The organism is Roseovarius lutimaris (assembly GCF_900115165.1).
Lineage (GTDB): Bacteria > Pseudomonadota > Alphaproteobacteria > Rhodobacterales > Rhodobacteraceae > Roseovarius > Roseovarius lutimaris.
This window is the reverse complement of record NZ_FOVP01000004.1, coordinates 194,558-216,709: the sequence shown is the minus strand read 5'-3', so window position 1 is coordinate 216,709 and position 22,152 is coordinate 194,558. Positions and strand designations below refer to the sequence as shown.

21 protein-coding genes are annotated in these 22,152 nt (G+C 58.3%); 14 read left to right on the top strand and 7 right to left on the bottom strand.

What is annotated here, in order from left to right; translation table 11 throughout:
* The first annotated feature begins 64 nt into the window (after positions 1–64).
* Both BMZ91_RS05270 and tdh read left to right on the top strand, forming a co-directional pair.
* On the top strand, positions 65–1,264 hold the full coding sequence (locus tag BMZ91_RS05270) for a glycine C-acetyltransferase (RefSeq protein WP_092835479.1): 1,200 nt from the start codon (positions 65–67) through the stop codon (positions 1,262–1,264).
* 8 nt (positions 1,265–1,272) lie between these two features.
* A complete protein-coding gene (gene tdh / locus BMZ91_RS05265) occupies positions 1,273–2,295 on the top strand; it encodes an L-threonine 3-dehydrogenase (protein ID WP_218145642.1) in 1,023 nt (340 codons plus the stop codon).
* 3 nt (positions 2,296–2,298) lie between these two features.
* Here tdh and BMZ91_RS05260 read toward each other — a convergent pair whose 3' ends face one another.
* The gene (locus BMZ91_RS05260; RefSeq protein WP_092835475.1) at positions 2,299–2,820 is read right to left on the bottom strand and encodes a glutathione peroxidase; all 522 of its coding nucleotides are present in this window, start codon (positions 2,818–2,820) and stop codon (positions 2,299–2,301) included.
* 134 nt (positions 2,821–2,954) lie between these two features.
* On the opposite strand from BMZ91_RS05260, the gene msrB reads away from it, so the two are divergent.
* The 3 genes from msrB (at position 2,955) to BMZ91_RS05245 (ending at position 4,895) form a co-directional block, all read left to right on the top strand.
* Complete coding sequence (gene msrB, locus BMZ91_RS05255; protein WP_092835545.1) at positions 2,955–3,404, top strand: peptide-methionine (R)-S-oxide reductase MsrB; 450 nt, start codon at positions 2,955–2,957, stop codon at positions 3,402–3,404.
* Positions 3,401–3,913 (top strand): peptide-methionine (S)-S-oxide reductase MsrA, encoded by a 513-nt coding sequence (gene msrA, locus BMZ91_RS05250; protein ID WP_092835473.1) that lies wholly within the window; start codon positions 3,401–3,403, stop codon positions 3,911–3,913. The genes msrB and msrA overlap by 4 nt, the downstream gene beginning before the upstream one ends.
* A 61-nt stretch (positions 3,914–3,974) precedes the next feature.
* The gene (locus BMZ91_RS05245) at positions 3,975–4,895 is read left to right on the top strand and encodes a DMT family transporter (RefSeq protein WP_092835472.1); all 921 of its coding nucleotides are present in this window, start codon (positions 3,975–3,977) and stop codon (positions 4,893–4,895) included.
* Between the two features lie 3 nt (positions 4,896–4,898).
* Here BMZ91_RS05245 and BMZ91_RS05240 read toward each other — a convergent pair whose 3' ends face one another.
* The 5 genes from BMZ91_RS05240 to BMZ91_RS05220 form a co-directional block, all read right to left on the bottom strand.
* A complete protein-coding gene (locus BMZ91_RS05240) occupies positions 4,899–6,224 on the bottom strand; it encodes an NAD(P)/FAD-dependent oxidoreductase (protein ID WP_092835470.1) in 1,326 nt (441 codons plus the stop codon).
* A complete protein-coding gene (locus BMZ91_RS05235) occupies positions 6,221–7,036 on the bottom strand; it encodes an ABC transporter permease (protein WP_092835468.1) in 816 nt (271 codons plus the stop codon). The genes BMZ91_RS05240 and BMZ91_RS05235 overlap by 4 nt, the downstream gene beginning before the upstream one ends.
* Positions 7,033–7,923, bottom strand: a complete 891-nt coding sequence (locus tag BMZ91_RS05230; protein WP_092835466.1) for an ABC transporter permease subunit — start codon at positions 7,921–7,923, stop codon at positions 7,033–7,035. Before BMZ91_RS05230 ends, BMZ91_RS05235 begins: the two co-directional genes overlap by 4 nt.
* A 4-nt stretch (positions 7,924–7,927) precedes the next feature.
* Positions 7,928–9,052, bottom strand: coding sequence for an ABC transporter ATP-binding protein (locus BMZ91_RS05225; RefSeq protein ID WP_092835464.1), 1,125 nt, complete (start codon positions 9,050–9,052; stop codon positions 7,928–7,930).
* 66 nt (positions 9,053–9,118) lie between these two features.
* Positions 9,119–10,204, bottom strand: coding sequence for a polyamine ABC transporter substrate-binding protein (locus BMZ91_RS05220; RefSeq protein WP_177193792.1), 1,086 nt, complete (start codon positions 10,202–10,204; stop codon positions 9,119–9,121).
* A 187-nt stretch (positions 10,205–10,391) separates the two neighbouring features.
* On the opposite strand from BMZ91_RS05220, the gene BMZ91_RS05215 reads away from it, so the two are divergent.
* Positions 10,392–11,045 carry a GntR family transcriptional regulator gene (locus BMZ91_RS05215; protein ID WP_245736211.1) on the top strand — a complete coding sequence of 218 codons (654 nt, stop codon included), beginning with the start codon at positions 10,392–10,394 and terminating at the stop codon, positions 11,043–11,045.
* An 88-nt stretch (positions 11,046–11,133) separates the two neighbouring features.
* A complete protein-coding gene (locus BMZ91_RS05210) occupies positions 11,134–12,531 on the top strand; it encodes an aspartate aminotransferase family protein (RefSeq protein WP_092835458.1) in 1,398 nt (465 codons plus the stop codon).
* Positions 12,532–12,708: 177 nt separating this feature from the next.
* Here the strand turns inward: BMZ91_RS05210 and BMZ91_RS05205 are convergent, their stop codons facing one another.
* Positions 12,709–13,893 (bottom strand): M24 family metallopeptidase, encoded by a 1,185-nt coding sequence (locus BMZ91_RS05205; protein ID WP_092835456.1) that lies wholly within the window; start codon positions 13,891–13,893, stop codon positions 12,709–12,711.
* Between the two features lie 165 nt (positions 13,894–14,058).
* On the opposite strand from BMZ91_RS05205, the gene eutB reads away from it, so the two are divergent.
* From eutB to BMZ91_RS05170, 7 genes are all read left to right on the top strand, one after another.
* Entirely contained in the window at positions 14,059–15,060 is a 1,002-nt protein-coding gene (eutB, locus tag BMZ91_RS05200) for a hydroxyectoine utilization dehydratase EutB (protein WP_092835454.1), read from the top strand.
* Complete coding sequence (locus BMZ91_RS05195) at positions 15,050–16,042, top strand: cyclodeaminase (RefSeq protein WP_092835452.1); 993 nt, start codon at positions 15,050–15,052, stop codon at positions 16,040–16,042. Before eutB ends, BMZ91_RS05195 begins: the two co-directional genes overlap by 11 nt.
* Positions 16,043–16,045: 3 nt before the next feature.
* Positions 16,046–16,519 carry an Lrp/AsnC family transcriptional regulator gene (locus BMZ91_RS05190; RefSeq protein ID WP_092835450.1) on the top strand — a complete coding sequence of 158 codons (474 nt, stop codon included), beginning with the start codon at positions 16,046–16,048 and terminating at the stop codon, positions 16,517–16,519.
* Between the two features lie 110 nt (positions 16,520–16,629).
* Complete coding sequence (locus tag BMZ91_RS05185) at positions 16,630–18,105, top strand: NAD-dependent succinate-semialdehyde dehydrogenase (RefSeq protein WP_092835448.1); 1,476 nt, start codon at positions 16,630–16,632, stop codon at positions 18,103–18,105.
* 83 nt (positions 18,106–18,188) lie between these two features.
* Positions 18,189–19,559: an aspartate aminotransferase family protein gene (locus BMZ91_RS05180; protein ID WP_092835446.1), complete on the top strand. Its 1,371-nt coding sequence runs from the start codon at positions 18,189–18,191 to the stop codon at positions 19,557–19,559.
* A gap of 234 nt (positions 19,560–19,793) precedes the next feature.
* Positions 19,794–20,897 carry an ABC transporter ATP-binding protein gene (locus BMZ91_RS05175; protein WP_092835444.1) on the top strand — a complete coding sequence of 368 codons (1,104 nt, stop codon included), beginning with the start codon at positions 19,794–19,796 and terminating at the stop codon, positions 20,895–20,897.
* A gap of 128 nt (positions 20,898–21,025) precedes the next feature.
* Positions 21,026–22,141, top strand: a complete 1,116-nt coding sequence (locus tag BMZ91_RS05170; RefSeq protein WP_425441548.1) for an extracellular solute-binding protein — start codon at positions 21,026–21,028, stop codon at positions 22,139–22,141.
* The last annotated feature ends 11 nt before the right edge of the window (positions 22,142–22,152 follow it).

Below are 22,152 nucleotides of genomic sequence, written 5' to 3'. Positions count from 1 at the left end.
GTCGCCCGATGGGCGACTCCCCCGGAGTATTTTCGGAACGGTGAAATAAAGTGGGAGAAACAGAATGGCGCGCGCATCTGAGCGATTTGACGAGGATATCACCGGGCGGCTTGAGGGCTTGCGCGATGACGGGCTTTACAAGCGTGAGCGTGTGATAAGTTCGATGCAGGCCGGCGAAATTCGGCTTGCCGATGGTCATGAGGCCATCAACCTTTGTGCCAACAACTATCTTGGTCTTGCCGACAACCCCGAGATTATCAAGGCCGCGCATGATGCGCTTGATCGCTATGGGTTTGGCATGGCGAGCGTGCGCTTTATCTGCGGCACACAGGAAGAGCACAAGACGCTTGAGGCCCGGATCGCGGGGTTTCTGGGAAAACAGGATTGCATTCTTTACCCAAGCTGTTTTGACGCGAATGCCGGGTTGTTCGAAACTATTCTTGGCCCCGAAGATGCGATCATTTCGGATGCGCTGAACCATGCCAGCATCATCGACGGTGTGCGACTGTGCAAGGCACAGCGGTATCGCTATGCCAATAGCGATATGGCCGATCTGGAACGTTGCCTTAAAGAGGCGCAGGGCGCGCGGCACCGGTTGATTGCCACCGATGGGGTGTTTTCGATGGATGGCTATTACGCGCGTCTCGATCAGATTTGTGATCTGGCCGAGCGGTATGACGCGATGGTCATGGTGGATGATTGCCACGCCACAGGCTTTGTGGGGCCAACCGGGCGCGGCACGCCGGAGATGTTTGGCGTGATGGAGCGGGTTGATATCCTGACCGGGACGCTGGGCAAGGCGCTTGGCGGCGCGTCGGGTGGCTATACGGTGGCGAGCGCCGGTGTGGTTGATTGGCTGCGGCAACGCTCGCGGCCCTATCTGTTCTCGAACACGCTTGCGCCGGTGATTGCCGGGGCGTCGATCAAGGTATTCGAGATGCTGGAAAACGGCGCCGAGCGGCGCACTCGCCTTTGGGAGAATGCGGCGTACTTCCGCGAGAAGATGGGTGCGCTTGGGTTCGAGCTATTGCCCGGCGAACATGCGATCATTCCGGTTATGCTGCGCGATCCGAAGCTGGCGCAGGATATGGCTGCTAAACTGGGCGAACGGGGTGTGTTTGTGACTGCTTTTTCGTTTCCGGTGGTGCCAAAGGATCAGGACCGCATTCGCACGCAGATGAGCGCGGGATTGACCCGCGAGATGCTGGATACCGCAATTAGCGCCTTTGCCGAGGTGGGCCGCGATCTGGGAGTGATCCAATGAAGAACGAGATGAAGGCGCTTGTGAAATCACGGCCTGAGCCGGGCCTTTGGATGGACTACGTGCCGGTGCCCGAGGTGGGCCCGAGCGATGTGTTGATCAAGGTCCGCAAGTCGGCGATTTGCGGCACCGATGTCCATATCTGGAAATGGGATGAATTCAGCGCGAAAACCGTGCCTGTGCCGATGGTGGTAGGGCATGAGTTTGTCGGCGAAATCGTAGATACGGGGGCCGCCGCCGTGAAATACCGGATCGGTCAGCGGGTCAGTGGTGAGGGTCATATCGTCTGCGGCACCTGCCGCAATTGTCGCGCCGGTCGCGGACAGCTTTGCCGCAACACCAAGGGGGTTGGCGTGCACAGGCCCGGATCCTTTGCCGAGTATGTCTGTATTCCTGAAAGCAACGTTGTGCCGATCCCCGAGGATATCCCCGATGAGATCGCCGCGATTTTTGACCCTTTCGGCAACGCCGTGCATACCGCGCTTAGCTTTGATCTGGTGGGTGAGGATGTGCTTGTCACCGGCGCGGGGCCGATTGGCATCATGGGCGCGCTGGTTGCGCAAAAGGTTGGCGCCCGAAAGGTGGTGATCACCGATATCAACCCCTATCGCCTTGAGCTCGCACGTAAAATGGGGGTGCAGCATGTGGTCGATGTTTCTAATCAACAGCTTCGTGATGTGATGGACGATATTGGCATGACCGAAGGCTTTGACGTGGGCCTTGAAATGTCAGGCGCTGCCCCGGCGATGCAGCAGATGATCGCGCGGCTCAACAATGGCGGCAAGCTTGCCCTGCTCGGCATTGCCCCAACCGAATTTGCCGTCGATTGGAACAGCGTGATCTTCAAGATGCTACATATCAAAGGCATCTATGGTCGCGAGATGTATGAGACCTGGTACAAGATGATCGCGCTGGTGCAGTCGGGCCTTGATATGTCGGGCCTGATCACGCATCGCATTTCTATTGATGATTACGAAGCGGGATTTGCCGCGATGATGTCGGGCAATTCTGGCAAGGTCGTGATGGATTGGTAGGCTCTATTTCGGCAAAAAAGCCTCAATCGCGCTTGTCATCTTGGGCGATAGGGGCCGGGTGGCTGAGCCATATGTGCCCGCAACAGTGCCGTCGGGAGAAATCAGGATCTTGTTGAAATTCCAGCTTGGTTCAAACCGCGCCTCTTGGGCGACCGAGGCATAGAACGGGTGCGCATTAGGCCCCGTCACCGGCGTTATCGTGGTCATCGGCAGGGTCAGGCCATAGTTGATCTCGCAGAACTCCTTGACCTCTTTTTCCGTGGCAAGTTCTTGGCGAAAATCGTCTGACGGCACAGTCAGAACCACAAGGCCGAGCGCGCTATATGTATCATGCAACGCCTGAAGCCCCTCGTATTGCCCGGTGAACCCGCATTGCGAGGCGGTATTGACCACTAGCACCGGGCGACCCGCCCAATCCGAGAGTTTGAGCGTGCCGCCGTCGATGTTGCCAAACTCGGCATCAAGATCAAGGGCAAGAGCAGGGCCGACCCATATCAACGTGAACAGAATTGCAAGATAACGCATTGGAACCTCCCGGGTATTTCATTGTGATACGCACCGCGGGCGGTCTTTGGATCACCACCTTGGGTAAATTTCATTTGAATTTCCAGTCTACGCCCCATTTGATAGAGATAACCACCCGGGTGAGGAGAATGACGTTGACCAATTATACCAAAGATCCGAGCGCCATCGCGGCCCTAAGCCCTGAAGAATTTCGGGTAACGCAGAAAAGCGGCACCGAACGCCCCGGAACGGGCAAGTACCTGAGAAACAAAGAGCCGGGCATTTATGTCGATATCGTAAGCGGCGAGCCGCTTTTTGCCAGTTCGGACAAGTACGAATCGGGCTGTGGCTGGCCCAGCTTTACCAAACCGATTGAACCGGCGCATGTCGCGGAAATCAACGACGTCACGCTTGGGATGATCCGCACCGAAGTTCGCAGCAAGCACGGCGACAGCCACCTTGGCCATGTCTTTCCTGACGGGCCGCGCGACAAAGGTGGCTTGCGTTATTGCATCAATTCCGCCAGCCTTCGGTTTGTCCATCGCGATGACATGCAAGCGCAGGGATATGGCGATTACCTTGATCAAGTGGAGGATGTGACATGAGCGAGCGCGCAGTTCTGGCGGGGGGATGTTTCTGGGGCATGCAGGATTTGATCCGCAAGTTGCCGGGAGTGATTTCGACGCGCGTCGGTTATACCGGCGGCGATGTGCCCAATGCCACCTATCGCAACCACGGCACCCATACCGAAGGGATCGAGATTTTCTTTGACCCGGCCAAAATCAGCTATCGCCGGATACTGGAATATTTCTTTCAGATTCACGACCCGACCACGGCAAACCGACAGGGCAACGATGTTGGGCTTAGCTATCGTTCGGCGATCTATTACGTCGATGACGCGCAAAAAGCCGAGGCGCTGCGCACCATTGCCGATGTCGAGGCGAGCGGCCTTTGGCCCGGAAAAGTCGTGACAGAGGTTGAACCCGTCAGCGATTTCTGGGAAGCAGAGCCAGAGCATCAGGATTACCTGAAACGGCTTCCGCAGGGCTATACCTGTCACTTCCCGCGGGCCGATTGGGTGCTTCCGAGAACCACGGCGGACAACCCGGCCTAGGCTCAGTCAGGCCGAAATAGTCTCCGTTTTAGCCTGATCACAGGCGCGAAGGAACAAACCCATGCGGCCCTTGACCGGCATCGCGCTTAAACTTGTTTCAGTGACCCTGTTCATTACGATGTCCGCGCTGATCAAGGCGGCCTCGGGGCATGTGCCGCCGGGCGAGGCGGTGTTTTTCCGCTCGGCCTTTGCCATTCCGGTGATCCTGATCTGGCTTGCCTGGCGTGGCGATTTGCGCACCGGGCTCAAGGTGGCCTCGCCGATCGGGCATTTCTGGCGTGGCTTTGTCGGCACCGCCGCCATGGGAATGAGCTTTGCCGGCCTCGGCCTGTTGCCCTTGCCAGAGGTGACGGCGATCAGCTATGCCGCGCCGCTTTTGGTGGTGGTTTTTGCCGCCATGTTTCTCAATGAACAGGTCGGCGTTTACCGGATTGGGGCGGTCGCCATTGGCCTTGTCGGGGTTCTCATCGTTCTTGCCCCGCGTCTGAGTGCGTTGAGCGGGCCGATGGTTGAAACCGCGCAGGCGGTGGGCGCGATGGTGGTGCTTACCGGTGCGATCTGTGCGGCACTGGCCCAGATTTACGTGCGCAAACTGGTCCAGACCGAAGAAACCAGCGCGATCGTGTTCTATTTTTCGATCACCTCGACCGCCTTGTCGCTATTGACCATTCCGTTTGGCTGGACCCTGCCATCGGGGCCTGAATTCGGCCTTTTGGTGACGGCTGGCATCCTGGGGGGATTGGGGCAGATTTTCCTGACATCCTCTTATCGCTTTGCCGATGCCAGCGTGGTTGCGCCGTTTGATTATGCCTCGATCCTGTTCGCGCTTTCGATTGGCTATTTCGTCTTTGACGAGGTGCCGACCGGCGCGATGCTGTCCGGGGCGGCTTTGGTGATCCTGGCCGGCTGTCTGATCATCCTGCGCGAGCGCCAGCTTGGCATCAGGCGCAACAAGACCCGCGCGGCCCGTACGCCGGAATAGGGTCTAACCCCCCATCACCGTTGCCAAGGCATAGGGCGGCCAGAGCATGGCGCGGCGAAGGCGGCCAAGTGGCCAGCGGCGCGGCGCGGCCTGCATGATCTTGGGATAGAGATGCTCGGGCGCTTTGCCCTGTGCCAGATCCGCGAGCAACGCGCCCGCGTAGGTGCCCATCGCCACGCCATTGCCGTGAAACGACAGTGCGGTGAACGCGCCGGGCATATCCGCAATCGGCCCCGCATAGGGCGTCAAATCGGGCGCAAGACTAAGCAGACCGTTCCAGCTATGGGGGCTTTCAACATGCCGCCAGGCCGGGAACATCGTCTCGAAATGCCGCCGAATGGTGCGGTGCATGCGGGCATCGAACCTAGGTGAGCTGAACAGGCCACCACGCATGCCAAACAGCATCCGTTTGTCAGGCATAAGGCGGAAATAGTGAAGGAAAAACCGATCATCATAGCACATCTGATGGCTCGACCAGCCTTGCTCGGCGATTTCATCTTCGCCAAGCGGGCGGGTCACGATGACATTCGATTGTGTCGGTAAATAGCGTGACCGCATCCAATCAGGCAGGTCATCCGAAGAATAGCCATTGGTGGCGACGATAAGGCGTTTTGCAGTGATCTGCGCTTTTGGCGTGCTAAGGCGAAACCCGTTTGGCTGTTCGATCCTGGTAACGGCAGAGTTTACGAAGATGCGCGCGCCTGCGCACACCGCCGCATCGGCCAGCCCAAGCGCATATTTAAGCGGATTCAACGCCACGCCGATGGGTGTTGTCAGAGCCGCGTAGAACGGGCCTTTCATGCCCTTCTGGGGCAGATCAGAGCCGCTTGTCAGGGTTGGTGTCACGCCATAATCGGCCGCAATCCCTTTTGCACGCTCGGCAAAACTTGCTGCGGCTTTGGGTGTATGCGCCAAAAGTGTTTCGCCGTCCGAGTGGATGTCTGCGGCGATGTCATGCTCTTTGATCAAGGTCTGCGTAAAGCGAGCGGCCTCGGCTTCGGATCGGCGGTATTCGCGCCGCGCCTCTTCGCCATAAAGCTTGCGCAGCATCGCATCAGAGGCCGCAGATCCACCAAGACAGCAAAACCCGCCATTGCGCCCCGACGCGCCCCAGCCGGGGGTTTCGGCCTCAAACACACAGACATCATTACCCGCTTTCGCCAGACGCAACGCGGCCGACAGCCCGGTAAACCCGGCGCCGATGATGGCCACGTCGCAGGTGATCTTGTCCATCGTCTGTGGAAAATCGGGAACAGACACTGTTTCGGCCCAAAAGTACCGGGATCGGGGGCCGTTTCCGTAAGTATACGCAGGATAAATCCGGCTCATGCGCGCACTGCTGCCCGCTCATCTGCCTGTTGCCGCAGGCTCGCGCGTTTGGTGATCAGCGATGCGGTGATCACCCCGACAGCGACGATAGCGATCATGATGGTCGATAGCGCGTTGATCTCGGGGCTGACGCCCAACCGGATTGATGACCAGATCTTGATCGGCAGGGTGGTGGATGAGGGGCCGGCGGTAAAACTTGCAATCACCAGATCGTCCAGCGACAGGGTAAAGGCCAAGAGCCAGCCCGAGATCACCGCAGGCGCAATGATCGGCAAAGTCACCAGACGAAACGCCTGAAACGACGAACATCCAAGATCAAGCGCCGCCTCTTCGAGTGATTCGTCGAATGTCATAAGACGTGAGGACACGACGACCGAAACAAAGCACATCGAAAACGTCGTATGCGCCAGAATGATGGTGAATATGCCGCGATCAAGACCGATGCCGATGAACAACAGCAAGAGTGACAGGCCGGTGATCACTTCGGGCATCACCAATGGTGCGTAGATCATGCCGGAAAACAGGGTTCGCCCCGGAAACCGCCCGGCACGCACAAGCACAAGTGCGGCCATGGTGCCAAGCACGGTTGCGATGGTCGAGCTGACAACGGCCACCTGAACCGTGACCCATGCGGCATCCAGAAACGCCTCGTTTTGCAATAGTTCGCCATACCATTTGGTCGAAAAACCGGCCCAGACCGTGACAAGCTTGGACGAATTAAAGCTATAGGTGATCAGGATGATCATCGGCAGGTAAAGAAACGCAAACCCAAGCGTAAGCGAGATAACGTTGAACCCTGTCAGGCGTCTCATCCTTCCAACTCCCGTTGTTTTTGCTCGTTGCGCTGAAACAGCACGATCGGGACGATCAGGATCAACAGCAAGACCACCGCAACGGCGCCGGCCACCGGCCAGTCGCGGTTGTTGAAGAATTCTTCCCAGAGCACCTTGCCGATCATCAGGGTCCGTGAACCGCCCAAGAGCGAGGGAATCACAAATTCGCCGATGGTGGGGATGAAGACCAGAAAACACCCCGCGATAATGCCGGTTTTCGACAGCGGAACAGTGATAAGCCAGAATGCCTTGAGGCGCGAACATCCCAGATCTTCGGCCGCCTCAAGAAGCGATGCATCCATCCGCTCAAGCGCGGAATAAATCGGCAGGATCATGAAGGGCAGATAGGTGTAAACGATACCGATATAGACCGCTGTCGGTGTGTTGAGGATGGTCAGCGGCTCTGACATCAGACCCAAACCCAGCAGAAACTGGTTCAGATAGCCCTCGGTCGATAAAATCCCCATCCAGGAATAGACCCGGATCAGAAAGCTGGTCCAGAACGGCAGGATCACCAGCATCATCAGGGTGGGCCGCCAATGGTCGGGTGCGTTGGCCATGCCATAGGCGATCGGATAGCCGACAAACAGGGTAAGCGCGGTCGCGATAAACGCGATCTTGAGCGAGGAAACATAGGCCTTCCAATAAAGGTCATCAGTGGTCAGGAAGGTGAAGTTTTCAAAATCAAGCGCGCTAAAGAACGCCTTGATCCCGGTCCAGCCCTCAGTGAAATCAAGCGTCGGCGTATAGGGCGGAATCGCCAGTTTGATATCGCTCAGGCTGATCTTGAGAACGATGATGAACGGCACCAGAAACAGCGCCAGCAACCAGGCATAGGGCAGGGCGATAAGGACAAACCTGCGCATCACATCACCCTTTCAACAAGATTCCGGCGGTGTCCGTCCAGGACAGCCAAACCCGATCTTCCCAGGTAAAATCGCGCCGTGACAATCGCCGGGTATTGGCGGTCTGCGCCTTGACAATCTGACCACCTGCCAGCTCGACGTGATAGGTGGAAAGGTTACCAAGATAAGCGATATCAAGGATACTTCCTTCAAGCGCATTGCGCCGGTCACTTGGCTTTTCCGCCGTGATAGAGACTTTTTCAGGTCGGATTGCCAGATGGCATTCCTGGCCATTGGCAAACTCGGTGTCGGATTCGGCAAAGAGCGTCGGCTGGCCCTCGGCAAAACTGACCTCATAGGCGCCGTCGCCGCGCCGGGCGGTCCCGCTTATGATTGTGACCTCGCCGATAAAGTCGGCCACATAGACCGAATTGGGCATTTCATAAATGCGCGCCGGTGTGTCGGCCTGAACGATCTTGCCATCATCCATTACCGCCACGCGGCTGGCGACGGTCATCGCCTCTTCCTGATCGTGGGTCACGATCACAAAGGTGGTGCCGGTGGTTTCCTGAATATCCATCAACTCGAACTGGGTGTCCTGTCGAAGCTTGGCATCAAGCGCGCCAAGCGGTTCGTCCAGAAGCAAAAGCTTGGGCGCCTTGGCAAGGCTGCGCGCAAGCGCGACACGCTGGCGCTGACCGCCGGAAATTTGGTGCGGTTTGCGGTTGGCAAATCTCTCAAGCCGGGTGAGTTTAAGCATCTCGGCGACGCGCGCGGCGATCTCATCCTTGGATTTACCGTCACGCTTCAGGCCAAACGCGATGTTTTCCCAGATCGAAAGATGCGGGAACAAGGCGTAGGATTGGAACATCATGTTGACCGCCCGCTTGTTCGGCGGGATCGGCGCGATATCCTGCCCCGCCAAAAGGATCGTACCTTCGGTGGGGGCCTCAAACCCGGCCAGCATCCGCATCATCGTGGTTTTACCACAGCCGGACGGGCCAAGAAGGGCAAAGAATTCCTTTTCATAGATATCGAAGGTTTGATTGTCGATCGCGGTGAAATCGCCGAAACGCTTGGTGACGTTCTTGAACTGGATCAGCGGCTTGGCCTGCGGATCGTTCCACGGCTCGAAAACGGTCTGGCTCATCGGTGCTCCCGGCAAGGGTGTCAAAAAAGCCCGCGCAACGAAGGTGCGCGGGCTGTATTTCCGAGATCAGGTACCTGACTTGATCTTGGTCCAAAGGCGGGTGACGACGCGCTGAACCTTGGGGTCGAAAGGGGTAGTGGTGAACAGATTGTCCAAGGTCGCGGCATCGGGATAGATCGCCGGGTCGCCGATCACATCCTCGACAAGGTACTCTTGCGAGGCCTTGTTGCCATTGGCGTAATAGACATAGTTCGACGCATCCGCCATGTTCTGCGCATCCATGATGAAGTTCAGGAACACATGCGCGCCATCGGGGTTGGGGGCATCGACCGGGATCGCCATCTGGTCAAACCACATCTGCGCGCCCTCTTTCGCGGCGTGATAGACGATTTCCACACCATTATCGGCCTCGGCGGCACGATCACGCGCCTGAAGGATATCCCCGGACCAGCCGACCGCGACGCAGATATCGCCATTGGCCAGACCGTTGATATATTCCGAGCTGTGGAATTTCTGGATATAGGGACGGATTGCCATAAAGACCGGCTCTGTCTTGGCAATGACCTCTGGGTCATGGCTATCGGGGTCTTCGCCGATGTACTTGAGAACCATTGGAATCATTTCGGCGGGGGCATCCAGGAAATGCACGCCACATTCGCCCAGCTTTTTCATGTTCTCGGGGTTGAGCACCAGTTCAAGACTATCAAGCGGCGCATCGTCACCGAGCAATTCCTTGACCTTGCCAACGTTCGCACCGATGCCCGTGGTGCCCCACATATAGTTGATCGAATGGGCGTTATCCGGGTCGTATTGCTCGGTCCGGCTGCTGACCACGTCCCACATGTTGCCGTGGTTCGGCAGCTTGTCCATGTCAAGCTTCTGGAACGCGCCGGCCGTGATCTGGCGTTGCAGGAAGGTGCCCGAGGGCACAACCACGTCATAGCCCGACCCGCCGGCCAGCATCTTGGTTTCCAGAACCTCGTTGCTGTCAAAGACGTCATAGATAAGATCAAGGCCGGTTTCGGTCTCGAATTTCTCAAGCAGGGCTTCGTCGATATAGTCGGACCAATTGTAGACCCGCACCTCCTCGGCTGAGGCGGCCATTGCACCAAGGGCCAGAGCGGCGGTGGTGGTCGTGATAAGATGTCGCATTATGTTCTCCCGTTGATCGGCACGTCGTCTGCCTTGTCGCGGATTTGATCAAATATTTCCGCTCATGGCAATATGGTAATGTTTTCATGCAGCCGTTAAACTCGCAAGGACAGACATTGAAAGCCATGATTTGGACGCGCGACAGATGACGACAACCGCACAAAATTTGAGCACTCCAGACGTCGAGATGCCCCGGCTACCCGCGCATGAGGTGATCTATCGCCAGCTGCGCGATCTGGTGCTGTTTGGCGATCTCGCGCCGGGCCAGGCGGTGACCATTCAGGGCCTGTCAGAACGGCTTGACGCCGGCATGACCCCGGTGCGCGAGGCATTGCGCCGCCTGATCGCCGAAGGGGCGCTTGAATTTCAAGGCAACAGGCGGGTCAGCGTGCCCTTGTTAAGCACCGATAACATAAGCGAATTAATCTTTGCACGGCAATGGGTTGACCCACATCTTGCCCTGCGCGCCACAGAGCGCGCAAGCCTGAACGATCTGGACCATCTGCGCGCATTGGATGACGAGTTGGATATCGCCATCGCTTGCGGCGATTTACGGGCATATCTTGAGCTGAACTATCGCTTTCACAGGCGTCTCTACGAGATTGCCGAGGCCCCGATTCTGGCACGTATGGCCGATGGGCTCTGGCTTCGGTTTGGGCCGTCACTTCGGGTGGTTTGCGGGCGCATGGGCACCCAGAATTTGCCGGACAAGCACAAGGCGATGCTAGAGGCAATGCAGGCCCGCGATGCAGAGGCCGCGGCGCGGGCCATCCGAGAGGATGTCATTCAGGGAATGGAGCAAGTGCGCCAATCATTGGAGCAATCGGGCGCTTTGCGCTGATTCGATTGACAGCGGATAATTTGATCATATTCTGGGGCAAAGGCTGGCCCTGGCGCCAGCATGACCCTGATCCGCGAAAGGTAGCAACATGACGGCGATCACCAATCACATGCCCACGGCCGAACTACAGGCGCTTGATGCCGCGCATCACATGCATCCCTTTACTCATAACAACGAGCTTGAGCAAAAAGGCGCACGGATTATCACCCGCGCCAAGGGCGTGACGCTGACCGATAGCGAAGGCAATCACATCCTTGATGCGATGGGTGGCCTGTGGTGTGTCAATATCGGCTATGGTCGCGACGAACTGGCCGAGGTGGCGGCACGGCAGATGCGCGAGCTTCCGTACTACAACACCTTCTTTCAGACCACCCATGTGCCTGTGATCGCGCTTTCTGCCAAGCTCGCCGAGCTGGCGCCGGGCGATCTGAACCAGGTGTTCTATGCCGGGTCCGGCTCGGAGGCGAATGATACCAACATTCGCATGGTTCGCACCTATTGGGCCGAGATGGGCCAGCCAGAGCGCAACGTGATCATCTCTCGCAAGAACGCCTATCACGGCTCAAGCATTGGCAGTGGCAGCTTGGGCGGCATGTCGGGCATGCATGCGCAGGGTGGCATGCCAATCCCCGATATTCACCATATTGATCAGCCCTATTGGTATGCAGAGGGCGGCGATAGCGATCCCGAAGAGTTCGGCCTCGCCCGCGCGCGGCAACTTGAAGAAAAGATCGAAGAGCTTGGCGCACACCACGTCGCCGCCTTTATCGCCGAGCCGATCCAGGGGGCCGGTGGCGTGATCATTCCGCCCGATAGCTATTGGCCCGAGATTCAGCGAATCTGTAACAAATACGGCGTCCTTCTGATCGCGGACGAGGTGATTTGTGGGTTTGGCCGTACCGGAAACTGGTTTGGCAGCCAGACCCTTAACATCCGCCCCGATATCATGACCATCGCCAAGGGCCTCAGTTCTGGCTATGCGCCGATCGGCGGCTCCATCGTCAGCGACAAGATCGCCGAGGTGATGAACGACTGCGAATTCAATCACGGCTATACCTATTCCGGCCATCCGGTGTCTTGTGCCGTGGCGCTTGAGAATTTGCGCATTCTGGAAGAAGAAAAGATCGTCGAGCGTGTGGCCCAGGATACTGGGCCTTATTTGCAGGAAAAATGGCGGGCACTGGCCGATCATCCGTTGGTGGGTGAGGCACGTATCGTCGGCATGATGGGCTCTCTTGCGCTTACCCCGCATAAGGAAAGCCGTGCCACGTTTGCGGCGGATGCGGGCACGGCGGGCTATATTTGTCGCGAGCGCTGTTTCGCAAATAATCTGGTGATGCGTCATGTCGGCGACCGCATGATCGTTTCGCCACCTTTGGTGATCACGAAAGATGAAATCGACACCCTTGCCGAGCGCGCCTGGGCGTCGCTTGATCAGGCGGCTGTCAAACTCAAGGAAGATGGCCTTATGAAAGCGGCCAGTTAACCCTCGTCGTCTTTCAAAATAGCGCAGCTTCGCCGCACAGGTTGCAGGGATGAGGGGCGCTGCCCCTCACACTCCCCGGGATATTTTCGGCCAGAAGAAACGGATAGACTGCCTCATTTCTTCTGGCTCCAAATATCCCCGCCGGAGGCTCCCGTTCTATCCTGCCAAGCCAGTGGCTTAGTCTTTGACGAACATCTTGCGCGGGCGGTTGCAAAAGGGTTCGGCCGGGCCTGTCTCTTTGATCAGGATGGATTCGGTGATTTCCAGACCCCAATCCGACATCCAGAGACCTGGCATGAAGTGGAAGGTCATGCCGGGTTCCAGCACGGTTTCATCCTCGGATCGCAAAGAGATCGTGCGCTCGCCCCAGTCGGGTGGATAGCTCAAACCGATGGGATAACCGCAGCGCGCGCCGCGTTCGATCCCTGCGCGTTCCAGCGGCGCGGCAAGTGCATTGGCGACATCACAGGCGCGGTTGCCGGATTTCGCCGCTTCAAGCCCTGCCTCCAGCCCCTCGACAAGGGCTTTTTCGGCATCAAGCAGGAACTGTGGCGGTTTGCCAAGAAAGAGCGTGCGACAGAGCGGGGCGTGATAGCGGCGATAGCAGCCCGAGATTTCAAAGAAGGTCGCCTCACCGGCCGCAAATTCGCGCCCGTTCCATGTCAGGTGGGGTGCAGCAGCGTCAGAGCCTGACGGCAAGAGCGGCACGATTGCGGGATAGTCGCCCCAGGCGCCCTCGACACCGCGAATTCCGTCGCGAAAGATTTCGGCGACGATCTCATTCTTCGGCACGCCCGGTTCGACCCGCTCTATCAGGCCATCGACGATCTTTTCCGAGATCGCAGCGGCCTTGCGGATAAACGCCAGCTCTTCTTCGGATTTGATCGTGCGTTGCCAGTTCACAAGGGCGGTAGCATCAATAAAGGTGGCGTCTGGCAATTCTGTGCGCAACACTTCCATCGCCTTGGCCGAGAAATAATAATTGTCCATCTCAACGCCGATGCGTTTGTCGGCAAGGCCCATCCCGGTAAGGCGTTCCGCCAGATCCTGCATCGGGTGGCGGTCGATTGATTGGACGTAATTGTCGGCATAACCCATCACGCGGTCGTCGGTCATCCAGACCGTGCGCACGCCGCCATTGGCATCCTGATTGCGCCCCCACCAGATCGGATCTGCTTCGGGCAGGACGATAACGCCCTGATGGACATAGAACGACCAGCCATCATAGCCCGTCAACCAGTTCTGGTTTGACGGATCGCTGACATAAAGCGCATCAAGGTTCTTGCCCTCCATCGCGATGCGGGTCTTGGCCAGGCGGCGTTGGTATTCTTGCGTTGAAAACGGCAGGTCTTTTTCGATCATGGTATTGTCCGTCAGCTAAGTTTCACCGCCATTTTGGGGGTTTAGCGCAGTGTTGCCCCAAGAAATACGCCACCAAATGTCGTTTTTAGGAAACCGGCCCAATCGTGGTTGACGTTAGGCTATGGCCTGACCCAAGGTACTTCTGACCCGAAAAAGGAGAGAGTGATGCAGCCCGTGCTGGCCGATGTCTATGCTGCGGCCAAGGTGGTCCGGGGGGTGGCGGATGACACGCCGCTTGTGCCCTCGCCCTACATGAGCGCGAGGGCGGGTGCGGACTTCCTGCTCAAGCTTGAGAATATGCAGCCCATCGGTGCCTTCAAGTTGCGTGGTGCGCTGAACGCCGTCGCGGGGGTTGGTGATGCGGCGGGTGTGACCTGTTGTTCGACCGGCAATCACGGGCGCGGAGTGGCCTACGGCGCGCGGGCCCGCAGCATCCGGGCGGTGATCTGCATGTCTGAATTGGTGCCGCAGGCCAAGGTTGACGGCATTCGAGCGCTCGGCGCCGAGGTACGCATTGTCGGGCAAAGCCAGGATCACGCTCAGGCCGAGGTAGAGCGTCTTGTGCGCGAAGAAGGGCTAACCGAAATCTCGCCTTTTGACGACCCCTTGGTGATTGCCGGACAGGCGACCATCGGGCTTGAGATGCTGGCGGCGCGTCCGGATCTTGAGCAACTGTTGGTGCCGCTTTCGGGCGGCGGTCTTGCCGCAGGGGTGGCGATGGCCGCCAAGGCGATCAAGCCGGATATCCGGGTGACCGGCATCACCATGGACCGTGGTGCGGCGATGTATCAAAGCATCAAGGCGGGCAGGCCGGTCGAGGTGGAAGAATACCCAAGTCTTGCCGATTCGCTTGGTGGCGGGATTGGTCTGCAAAACCGGCTGTCGTTTGCGATGTGCCGCGATCTGCTTGATGACATCGTGCTTGTCACCGAGGAAGAGATATATCGCGCCATGCAGGTGCTTTATTACGAGGATCGGATTGTGGCCGAGGGCGCCTGTGTAGTCGGTCTTGCCGCCGTTTTGACCGATAAGATCACATTAAGCGGGCCGACTGCCACCATAATAACAGGCCGCAATCTGGATATGGATATGTTCACCCGCGTGATGACCGGGCAGGATATTCGCCTTGGCGACAAAGTACTTAACGGAGTGACATATGGCACATGATATTCGCGTTGTGACCGAGGCCGAATTGCGCGGCCTGGTGACGTTGGACAAAGACACCATTCGCGTGGTGGAAAAGGCCTTTTCCGCGCTTGCAGAGGAGGGTGTGATCATGCCGCCGGTGATGTCTATGGACATGGCCGATGTGAACGGCGAGGTGGATGTGAAAACCGCTTATATCCCCGGATTTGACAGCTTTGCGATCAAGGTCAGTCCAGGGTTTTTCGACAATCCCAAGCTTGGCCTGCCAAGCCTGAATGGCCTCATGATCCTGTTTTCGGCCAAGACCGGCATGGTGCAGGCAGTGTTTCTGGACAATGGCTATCTCACCGATCTGCGCACGGCGGCGGCGGGGGCCGTGGCGGCGCATCATCTGGCGCCGGATGGTGTGCATACGGCGGGTGTGATCGGCACCGGTGTTCAGGCGCGGCTTCAGATGAAGGCGGCGCATATCGTGCGCCCGTTCGAGCGATTGCTGGTCTGGGGGCGTGATGGCGCGCGGGCACAGGCCTGTGCCGATGATCTGGCGCGGGATCTGAAATGTGATACCCGCGTTGTCGAGCACCCCGGCGACCTTGTTCTGGCAAGCCAGCTTGTGGTTACCACAACGCCGGCGCGCGAACCGCTTGTGGATGCCAGATGGCTTCACCCTGAATTGCACATTACGGCCATGGGGTCGGATCAGGACGGCAAGAACGAGATTGATCCAGAGGCTTTGATCAAGGCCGATCTTTACGTGGCGGACCGGGCCACGCAGGTCGAAAAGCTTGGCGAATTGCGCAGCGCGATTGCCGCCGGTCTTTGGGACAAAGGCACGCCGCCAGAGTTGGGCCAGGTGATCACCGGGCGCGCCCGCGGGCGGCGCAGCGACGCCGAGATCACCATCGCCGATCTGACCGGCACCGGCGTGCAGGATACGGCGATTGCGACACATGTGTTCGAGCGGCTGAAAAACGGCACGACCGGCACCGTGATTTCGGCCTGACGTATGAAGCTTGATGCGCGCGATCTGAAAATTCTGCGGGTTCTGGCCGATGAGGGCCGGATCACCAAGGCCGATCTGGCCGCCCGTGTTGGCCTCTCGGCCAGCCCCTGTTGGGAGCGGCTGCGCCGTCTTGAAGAGGGTGGCATTATCGAGGGCTATAACGCGCGGATCAGCCTGAAAAAGCTGGGCCCGCATGTGACGGTCTTTGTTGCCGCCGAATTGGCCGACCATACGCCGGCCAGCTTTCAGGCCTTCGAGGCCAGCGTGATGCGCTATGGCGAGGTGACGGCCTGTTGGGCGCTTGGCGGCGGGTTTGACTATCTATTACAGATCGTGGCCCGCGATATCGACGCCTATCAGCGCCTGATTGACACCATGTTAGAGGCGCGGATCGGTCTGGCGCGGTATTTCACCTATATCGTGACCAAACCGGTGAAATCGCCGCGCCTACCGCCGCTGGATATGTTTTCCGGGTGATTCTCCTTTTTAATGGCCTCCAATCAGATGATTATTCTGCAAGCTCGCCCTACTTCAGTCGCAGTTGCTTGCCGTTTCAGCGCATTCTTTGGCTCAAAGGAGGGCAGAGTATGTCTGATTCAGCAAACTGGACCCGTCACGGGATCACCGACACCCGCCTTGTGCGGCATTTTTCCTATGTAAACGGCAAATGGGTGGCTGGGGGCAATAATGACACGCTGGCCGTGACCAACCCGGCCGATGGTGCCTTGCTTGGCCAGGTGGCAAGTCTGGGCGCGGCGCAGGCGCGCGCAGCGGTTGATGGCGCACAAGAGGCCTTTGCCACATGGGGCATGACCCTGCCGCAAGACCGCTCGGCGGTGCTGCGCCGGTGGTTCGAACTGATGATCGAGCACAAGGAAGACCTGGCGCGCATCATGGTGCTGGAACAGGGCAAACCCCTGTCCGAGGCGCGCGGCGAAATCGACTATGCCGCCAGCTTTGTCGATTATTACGCCGAGGAATCAAAGCGCCCGAACATCGAAGGCGTTACCAGCCATCTGCCCGATGCCGAGGTTGAGCTTTGGCTTGAGCCGGTGGGCGTTGCCGCCTTGATCACGCCGTGGAATTTCCCGGCGGCGATGCTGACGCGCAAGGCGGCGGCGGCGATGGCGGCGGGATGTACCGTGGTGGCGCATCCGAGCGGCGAAACCCCCTATTCGGCGCTTGTCCTGGCCGAACTGGCTGAACGCGCAGGCGTGCCTGCGGGGGTGTTCAACGTGGTCACCGGCAAAGCCGCGACCGTGGTTGAACCTTGGACAACAGACGCCCGCGTGCGCGTACTATCCTTTACCGGATCAACCAATATCGGTCAGCTTTTGTATCGCCAATGCGCGGGCACGGTGAAAAAGCTTGTGATGGAGCTTGGCGGCCATGCGCCGGTGATCGTGTTCAAGGGTTCTGATATCGACAGCGCCGTTGAAGAGACCATCAAGGCAAAGTTCGCCACATCCGGACAGGATTGCCTTGGCGCCAACCGAATCTATGTCGAACGTGCGATCTATGACGCGTTTTGCGCGCGCTTCATCGCGGCGACCAAAGCCCTGACCCTGGGGATCGGCATGGATGATCCCGATATCGGCCCCTTGATGAACGAGGCCGCCGTGCGAAAACAGGAAGAGCACGTCAAAGACGCGCTTGATCACGGAGCGAAGCTTGGCTGTGGCGGAAAGCGCGACGCTCTGGGGCCGCTTTTCTATCAGCCGACGGTGCTCACCGATGTGCCTGACGGGGCCGCGATCATGCGCGACGAGACCTTTGGCCCGGTGGCGGCGATCACGCCCTTTGACACCGAAGACGAGGTCATCGCGCGCGCCAATGCCACCGAATACGGGTTGATTGCCTATCTGCACAGCCTTGATCCGCGCCGCATTTATCGGATGACGCGGGCGCTTCAATTCGGGATGGTGGCGGTCAATCGCACCAAAGTGACCGGCGCGCCGATTCCCTTTGGTGGGGTCAAGCAATCCGGGCTTGGCCGCGAAGGGGCGCGTCGCGGGATGGAAGAATTTATGGAAATCAAATACGTTTGCCGCGACTGGGCCTAGCCACACCAAAATCTTGAAAAGATTTTTGTCCGGAAATTTTAAAAATTTCCGGCTCCCGACACGAAAAATCGAAAGGAACAAACATGCTGAGAAACGACCAACTTGCGGAGTGGGATCGCGACAACTTTTTCCACCCTTCAACCCATCTGGCGCAATTCGCACGCGGAGAGCTTACGCATCGAGTGATCAAGACCGGCACCAATTGCCATATCGAGGATCGTGACGGCAACAAGATGCTGGATGCCTTCGCCGGGCTCTACTGTGTCAATGTCGGCTATGGCCGTCAGGATATCGCCGACGCCATCGCCGCGCAGGCCAAAGAGCTTGCCTATTACCATGCCTACGTCGGCCATGGCACCGAGGCGAGCATTACCCTGTCCAAGATGATCCTGGACCGCGCCCCGGCCAATATGTCCAAGGTTTATTTCGGCCAGAGCGGCTCGGATGCCAATGAGACCAACGTCAAGCTGATCTGGTATTACAACAACATCCTCGGCCGGCCCGAAAAGAAAAAGATCATCAGCCGCTGGCGTGGCTATCACGGCTCGGGTCTTGTGACCGGCTCGCTGACCGGGCTAGAGCTGTTTCACAAGAAATTCGACCTGCCGCTGGCGCAGGTGGTGCACACCGAGGCGCCCTATTATTTCCGCCGCGCCGATCTTGATCAGTCCGAGGAACAGTTCACCGCGCATTGCGTGGCCGAGCTTGAGGCGCTGATCGAACGCGAAGGCGCCGATACCATCGCCGCCTTTATCGGCGAGCCGGTTCTGGGCACCGGGGGCATTGTACCGCCGCCCGTCGGCTATTGGACCGCGATCCAGAAAGTATTGAAAAAGCACGATATCCTGCTGGTCGTGGACGAGGTTGTCACCGGTTTTGGCCGTCTAGGCACGATGTTCGGGTCCGAGCATTACGGACTTGAGGCCGACCTTATCACCATCGCCAAGGGTCTGACATCGGCCTATGCGCCGCTGTCGGGGTCGATTGTCGGTGAAAAGATGTGGAAAGTGCTTGAGCAGGGCACCGACGAAAACGGCCCGATCGGCCACGGCTGGACCTATTCGGCACATCCGATCGGTGCGGCGGCCGGCGTTGCCAACCTCAAGCTTCTGGATGAGCTGGACCTGATTGCGAATAACCGTGATGTGGGCAGCTATCTCAACAAGACCATGACCGAGGCACTTGGCGATCATGCCAATGTTGGCGAGGTTCGTGGCGAGGGCATGCTTTGTGCGGTCGAGTTCGTGAAAGACCGTGACAGCCGCAGCTTCTTTGATGCCGCCGACAAGGTCGGGCCACAGATCGCCGCCGCTCTTGGGGCCGACGCGGTGATTGCGCGTGCAATGCCACAGGGCGACATCCTTGGCTTTGCGCCGCCCTTCTGTCTGACTCGTGCCGAGGCCGACGAGGTGGTTCAAAAGACCGCCAAGGCCGTCAAAACGGTTCTGGGCTAGGCTAAGTCTCTTGCCAAAAACGGTCGGGGTTCGCGCTAAAGCTGTGCGCGCCCTGGCCGAATGTCGACGAACGACGGGAAAATCGTCTTTTCTTGACGCATATACAGTCGTTTTGACCTGCGCTTGTCGGATTCCGGAAAAAAGTGGCGCAATCGGGTTGCAACAAGGGACAATTGTCGTTTTAGTTTCGTTTAAACGCGGGGGACTCCGCGAAATAAAAACAGGGAGCCGAACTTGGCCAATACCGGGAACAACGATGCGTTCGTTGCTTTTGAACGCGTACAAAAGAGCTATGACGGCGAGACTTTGGTCGTCAAGGATCTGAACCTTTCCTTGCCCAAGGGTGAATTTCTGACAATGCTCGGGCCATCCGGGTCTGGCAAAACCACCTGCCTTATGATGCTGGCCGGGTTTGAAACGGCGACCCATGGTGAAATCAAGCTTGATGGCATCAGCATCAACAACATCCCGCCGCATAAACGCGGCATCGGCATGGTGTTTCAGAACTACGCCCTTTTCCCGCATATGACGATTGCCGAGAACCTCAGCTTTCCGCTTGAGGTGCGCAAGATCGGCAAGTCGGACCGCGAGGCCAAGGTCAAGCGCGCGCTTGAGATGGTCGAGATGGGCGCCTTTGGCGGGCGCCGTCCGGCACAGCTCTCGGGTGGTCAGCAACAGCGTGTCGCGCTTGCCCGCGCACTGGTGTTCGAGCCCGAGCTGGTCTTGATGGACGAACCGCTTGGCGCGCTTGACAAACAGCTGCGCGAGAAGATGCAATTCGAGATCACCCACCTGGCGCATGAGCTTGGGATTACCACGGTCTATGTGACCCACGACCAGACCGAGGCGCTGACCATGTCAGACCGGGTTGCCGTGTTCAACGATGGCCGCATTCAACAGCTGGCCCCGCCCGACGAGCTTTATGAAAGCCCGCAAAACAGTTTCGTGGCGCAGTTCATCGGTGAGAACAACACACTTGCCGGCACCGTCCAGGAAATCAAGGATGGCCTTGCTCTTGTGAAGCTCGACAATGGCGACGTGATTGATGCCACGCCGGTGAACGTTGAAAAGGCAGGCGACCGCACGCTGATTTCGATCCGCCCCGAGCGGGTTGAATTCAACCGCGACCGCCTGAGCCCGGATGCCCACACACTCAAGGCCGAAGTGGCCGAGTTTATCTATATGGGAGATATCTTCCGCACGCGCCTTAAGGTGGCCGGGCGTGACGATTTCATCATCAAGACCCGCAACGCCCCCGATCAACGCCGCCTCAAACCGGGCGAGATGATCGAAATTGGCTGGCTTGCAGAAGATTGCCGAGCGCTGGATGCGACTTAGGCATAGTGCTATTCGCGCGGCGACCTGAGGGGCGTGGCGCGGGTTGAGTGAGGCCCTTGGACGTTTCACCCGTAACGCGGGGGCCGATACACCAAAAACGGGACGACTAATAAACTGGGAGTATGTTTATGAAACTCACGAAAACTTTGCTCGCGACAACGGCTCTGACCGTAGCAGCGGGCACAGCCGTGACCGCACAGGATATGGCCGACAGCATGACGCTTGTGTCATGGGGCGGCGCCTATCAGGCCAGTCAGGTAAAGGCTTACGCCGAACCTTACCTTGCCGCCAACCCCGGCGTGACCATTACTTGGGACGAAAGCTCGGCCGAGGCCGTTGCCAAGCTGCGCGCGATGAACGAGGCCGGCAATGTCACCTGGGATCTGGTCGACGCGGTTGCATCAGACTCCATGCGTCTGTGCGACGAAGGCCTGGCGATGGAACTCGATCACGACGAAGTTCTGGCCGCCGCGCCCGATGGCACCTCTGCCAGCGACGACTTTGGCGATCTGCTTGTCAGTGATTGCTTCGTGCCGCAAATCGTTTACTCGACCACATTCGGCTATCGTACCGATCTGCTGCCCGAGGGCGTTGAACCCCCGAGCAGCATCTGTGACGTGTTCGATCTTGCCAAATATCCCGGCAAGCGGGCGCTGCAAAAGCGCCCGATCGACAACTTGGAATGGGCTCTCTACTGCGATGGCGTAGCCAAAGACGACATCTATCCCACACTGGGTACGGATGCCGGTGTTAATCAGGCGCTTGCCAAGCTCGGCACCATCAAGGATCAGGTTGTCTGGTGGTCCGCCGGTGCCGAAACGCCCCAGCTTCTGGCTGATGGCGAAGTGTTCATGGGCTCGACCTATAACGGTCGTCTGTTCTCGGCGATTGCCGAACAGAATCAGCCGATTGCGATGATGTGGGACATGCAGTCTTTCGACCTTGACGGCTGGATCGTTCCCGCCGGTCTGCCCGCAGACCGCAAGGCGCGCGTGATGGACTTCCTCAAGTTTGCAACCGACACCCAGCGTCTTGCTGATCAGGCCGCTTACATCTCGTATGGCCCGGCCCGTGATTCCTCGGCGTCGCTGGTTGGCAAGCACGCAGATCTGGGCATCGACATGGCACCGCATATGCCGACCGATCCGGCCAATGCCGGCAACGTCCATATCTATGACTACGAATGGTGGGCAGATAACCGCGACGATCTGAATGCAAAATTCCAGGCGTGGCTGGCCCAATAAGCCTTGCGATC